This window comes from Chthoniobacter sp. (genome assembly GCF_040003245.1).
GTDB lineage: Bacteria > Verrucomicrobiota > Verrucomicrobiia > Chthoniobacterales > Chthoniobacteraceae > Chthoniobacter.
In genome coordinates, this window is sequence record NZ_JBDUCX010000398.1 from 1 (window position 1) to 3223 (window position 3223).

Below are 3223 nucleotides of genomic sequence, written 5' to 3' on the forward strand. Positions count from 1 at the left end.
GTTAGGGGGAGGATGGGACGGATGTGATGAATGGGTGTGCGGAGTGTTAGCCGAGAGCGAGTGGCTGGCGTTTGACTACATAGTTAGGCGGGGGTGGGGAGGGATGGGGTGAGGGGCGGAGGCGGTGATGGAGGAACAAGATGCCGTCGAGGGTGGCGTCAAGGCCGATGGCGATGAGGACGAAGAGGATCCACTCGATGGGGTGGAGGTAACGGGTGACGGTGTCGCCGACGGCGAAGACGCCGAAGAGATAGAACACGAGAGGAAGCCAGAGGAGGGAGGTGCGGACGAAGCGGCTGGGGAGGAGAGTCATGACGAGGCCCCAGAGCGCGAGGCCGCCGAGGAGGCGGAAGCGGATGAGGGGAGCTTCGCCGGGATCGCCGCGCTGAACCTGGAGCCAATTGACATCGGCGAAGGAACGAATGAACGGGGAGAACCAGACGGTGCGTTGCGAACGCTCCGCGGCCATGGCGCGGTAGGTCGGTTCATCCATTTCGTAGATGACGCGCATTTCCTCGGCGTGTTCCCGCCAGCGGATTTCACTGGTATCGCTTTGATCGTCCCAAAAGATCTGCGGGTCGAGGCGCTGCTGAATCTGCTGGCCGCCGGCGGCGGTGACGATCTTTTTGCCGATCATGCCGAGGTATTGAAAAGGATGAGTGAGGACGGCTTCGCGGCCGAGGCTCTGGGCGAAGCTAGCGAAACGTTTGTGATCGGAAACGAGTCTGGCGTATGCGGGGCCGAGTGGCGCTTTGTCGTGGCTGTCGTTGAGCAGCTTCTTGAATTCCTTTTGCCGGAAGGAGTAGTTCGGCAGGTCGGCGCGGGCGGCTTCGATAGTGGGGCGGAGGAGGGCGCGCTCGGCGGCGTAGGGTTCGCCCTCGGTCCGGACGAGCGGGAGCGTGGAACTGAGAAAAAGCCATGGTCCTTGAGAATCGCCCCCGGAGGTGAAGGTGATGAGGATGACGAAGGGGAAGGTGGAGTAACACAGCCACGGCCAGCGAAAGGGGCGGTGGGTGATGAGGGCGGCGGCGACGATGAGGCCGAACCAGAGGGGGCGACCGGACGGCTTCACCGCGACGATGAGGAGCGCGAAAAGGCAGAACCAAATGAGGCGGCGATTGCTGGCGAGACTGTCGCGCGGGGCAGCGAGAGCGACGGTGGCGATGAAGACGCTGAGAAGGAGCGTCTCGCAGATCATCTCGTGCTCGTAATAAATCATGCGCGGCCAAATGGCGGGGAAGAGGGTGACGAGCGGCACCCAGAGCGCGGGCCGGCGCACGAAATTCCCCGTGACCCAGCCGATACCGAAGATGATGCCCAGGCCGGCGAGATGCTGCACGAGGGCGACGATTTGCGCGGTGTTGCAAAAGGGCACCGGCGGTGCGGCGACGAGAAGCAGCGGGTAGACGTAGCGGCGTTTCGGCGGCATATCGAACTCGTGGTCGATGTAGACGGAATGCGCGGCGGCAAAATAAGAGCTGCTATCGCCGCCGTAGAAGACCTCGGGGACCGCGACGAGGAAGGAGAGGCGCACGATCGTGCCGATGACGAGGGCCGGGAGGCAGAGCCAGAAGCAGCGGCGGAGGCTGAGGTGCGGGCGCTGGCTTTCGGCGGGGTGATCTGTCATGAAGAGGACTTAGCGAAAGTGGGCTTCGATGATCGAGAAATCATCGTCGAGTTGGGGGGAGCCGCGAAGTTCGCGCACGCGGGCGAGCAGGATGTCCATGGCATTCTCTCCCTGCTGGCTGGTCTCGGTAAGAAAGGTGATGCACCCGGCCAGATCCCAGACCATGCGCTTGCGCCGCCGGACTTCGAAGACGCCGTCGCTGAAAATGAAGAGGCGTGTGCCGGGCGGCAGCGAGGAAGATGCGGCGGGATAGGGGATTCCTGGCTGCACGCCCATTACCGGACCCGTGGCGGGAAAGCGCAAAGGCTGGGGAGCGTCGGGCACGATGGCGATGGCGGCCGGGTGTCCGCCACTGGCGTAGGTGAGCATGCGGCTGGGGGCATGGAAGACGCCGTACCAAATAGTGAAGTACTTGTAGCCATGCTGCGGACCTTGGAAGGACTTATTCAGCGCAGCGAGCACTTGACCGGGGTGGCGCATGTCGGTGCCGGGGAGGGAGTCGGAGCGGATGACATTGGTGATGGTGACGGAGAGGAGTGCGGAGTCGATGCCGTGTCCAGTGACGTCGATGAGATAGAAGGCGAGATGATCGGTATCGACCCAGTGATAGCCGAGGGTGTCGCCGCCGAGAGTGGAGGCGGGGACGTAGCGCCAATGCACCGTGACCGGGCCTTCCATGGGCGCAGGAATGCAGTCGTGGATGTATTTGATGCCGCCGGCGATATCGTCGCGCATCTGCTCGTTGCCCAAGTCCCGGAGCAGCGCGGCGGCGTCCATGAGGTCGGGAGTTTGGAAGCCCTCGACGAAACCATCCATGGCGGCGGTGAGCGCGGTGAAAGCCTCGTGGCGCCGACCTTTCTCGTGCCAGAGCCGCGCGAGACTCATGGTGGCGCGCAGTTCCCAAGCCCGGCTGCCCTGGCGACGGGCGAGGTCGCGGGCACGCCGGAAACATTCCTCGGCGGCCTTTTCGTCGTGGTCGGTAGCGAGGTGCAACTCGCCGCGGAGGCGATGCAGTTCGGCTTCCTGGAAGCGCTCGTCGTTTTTCTCCACGAGACCGAGCGCTTCGTCGAAGGTGCGGTGAGCGTCGTCGAAGCGGCCTGCCTGGGTGAAGGCCTCGCCGAGGAGGCTGAGATAGTAAGGCAGGCCGAGGCCGGCGCCAGTGGCGCGATAGGCGTCGAGTCCTTTTTGGAGCAACGGCAAACCTTCTTCCGGCCGGCCGCGGAGCAGGAGCCCGGCGGCGGAGTAAAGCGTGCCGCAGGCGTGCCAGAAGAGGAAGCCTTGCTCGATGGCGATGCGCATCTGCTCGTCACCCGCCGCCTGGGTCTGCGCGCCGAGGCGGCAGTGTTGATGCAGCCAGCCGGTGTGGTGGAGGGCGTATTCGAGGCTGAAGGGATGATGCAGCGAGCGGGCCAGTTCACGGGCCTCGCGGTTGACGGCGAGCGCGCGATCCGGCGAGCCGAGGTGCCAGCAAGCGAGCGCGAGATAGCAGCGATGCGTGACGCCCGAATCTTCGCCCGTCCGCGCGGCCCAAAAGGCGGTGCGCGCGCGGTCATCGTACTCGGCGAGCGCGCGGGCGCAGCAGGCATGGGCGCCGGC

2 protein-coding genes are annotated in these 3223 nt (G+C 64.8%); both read right to left on the minus strand.

Features of this window, described 5'->3' with window-relative positions; translation table 11 throughout:
* Positions 1 to 46 precede the first annotated feature (46 nt).
* Positions 47 to 1627, minus strand: a complete 1581-nt coding sequence (locus tag ABJF10_RS30175) for a hypothetical protein (RefSeq protein ID WP_348548305.1) — start codon at positions 1625 to 1627, stop codon at positions 47 to 49.
* Between the two features lie 9 nt (positions 1628 to 1636).
* Positions 1637 to 3223 (minus strand): SpoIIE family protein phosphatase (locus ABJF10_RS30180; RefSeq protein ID WP_348548306.1); only part of this gene is annotated, 1587 nt, incomplete at its 5' end.

Excerpts from the sequence above, each read along its gene's own strand:
- ABJF10_RS30175 (WP_348548305.1), bottom strand. The coding sequence starts at position 1,627 with ATGACAGATCACCCCGCCGAAAGCCAGCGCCCGCACCTCAGCCTCCGC.